This is a genomic window from Actinomycetospora lutea, assembly GCF_028737205.1.
GTDB classification, from domain to species: domain Bacteria; phylum Actinomycetota; class Actinomycetes; order Mycobacteriales; family Pseudonocardiaceae; genus Actinomycetospora; species Actinomycetospora lutea.
The window spans coordinates 1-1396 of sequence record NZ_JAQZAL010000090.1 but is presented as its reverse complement, the minus strand read 5'-3'; the positions used below and the strand labels follow the sequence as shown (position 1 = coordinate 1396).

Sequence of the window (1396 nt, the reverse complement as noted above, 5' to 3'; positions counted from 1 at the left end):
TGAGGCGGGCCCCGAGAAGTTGATGATGACGGTTCCTACGCCAGTCGCCTTCAACGCCTCGGGGACCCGATGCCGCAGCTTACGTCGCCGCCTGCCCAGGTCGTGGCCGACACGATCATTCGCACGGTCGAGCTCGGGGTGCGGATCGTCGACGCCGCGCTCGCTGGCGAGACCACGGTGCTGTGGTGCGACCTGATCACCGAGGGTCCCGGCCGGTGCCCGAACTGCAACCTCACCGGGGCCTACCGCGACAGCGTCGAGCGCCGGGTCACCGACGTTCCGGTGGTCGGTCATCCCCTCGAGCTGCGTGTCCGGCTGCCGCGCTACCGGTGTGTCCACGACGGGTGCGACCGCGAGGTCTTCGCTCACGACACCAGCCGGCTCGCGCGGCCGGGATGGTCGACCACGCGGCGCTGTGCCGGGTTCGTACTGCGGCGCCTGGCGGTCGACAAGGCCACCGTCTCCGCGGTCGCCCGCGAGCTGGGTCGCAGCTGGGACACCGTCAACGGCATCGCTGTGGCCGCGACGCGCGAACTGCTGCTCAACGCTGGCCCGGCCCGCCTCGAGGGTGTCGGGGTGATCGGGGTCGACGAGCACAAGTGGTCGCACGTGCTCGGCCGTGACGCCGACGGGTTCGTCACCGTCATCACCGATCTGACCGCTGTCGTCGCAGGCCAGGGGCCTGCCCGGCTACTCGACATGGTCCCGGGCCGGTCCGCCGCGGCGATGGCCGGCTGGCTGGCCGAGCGCAGCCCCGAGTTCCGCGCGGCGGTCGAGATCGTCGCGATGGACGGGTTCGGCGGCTACAAGAACGCCGCCACCACCGCGCTCCCGGACGCGGTCACGGTCATGGACCCGTTCCACGTCGTCGCGCTCGCGGGCGCGAAGTTGGACCTGTGCCGCCAGCGCGTCCAGCAGGACACCCTCGGGCACCGCGGCCGCAGCGGGGACCCGCTCTACCGTGTGCGACGCACGCTGCGGACCCGCACCGAGCTGCTCACCAGCAGGCAGAAGAACCGCCTCGAGGTGGTGTTCGCCGCCGAGGAGCACGTCGCGGTCGAGGTCACCTGGCGGATCTACCAGCAGATCATCGCCGCCTACGCCGACGACGACCGCCAACGCGGGAAGACCCTGCTCACCCGAGTGATCGACACGTTGCGGGCTGCGGTGCCCGCCGGGCTCGAGGAGCTCGCGACCCTCGGGCGGACCCTGCACCGCCGACGAGACGACGTCCTGGCCTACTTCACCCACCGGGCCTCGAACGGCCCGACCGAGGCCATCAACGGCCGCCTCGAAGCGCTGCGCCGCAACGCCCTCGGCTTCCGCAACCTCATCAACTACCGCATCCGGTCCCTGCTGCACTGCGGATCTCTCGCACTCTGATTCCGGAAGAGCC

1 protein-coding gene is annotated in these 1396 nt (G+C 71.2%); it reads left to right on the top strand.

The annotated features are described in order from the left end of the window. Positions 1-69: 69 nt before the first annotated feature. The gene (locus tag PHK61_RS31775) at positions 70-1383 is read left to right on the top strand and encodes an ISL3 family transposase (RefSeq protein WP_274285035.1); all 1314 of its coding nucleotides are present in this window, start codon (positions 70-72) and stop codon (positions 1381-1383) included. Positions 1384-1396 lie beyond the last annotated feature (13 nt).

Coding starts and splice junctions, on each gene's coding strand:
- PHK61_RS31775 (WP_274285035.1), top strand. CDS start 70: ATGCCGCAGCTTACGTCGCCGCCTGCCCAGGTCGTGGCCGACACGATC.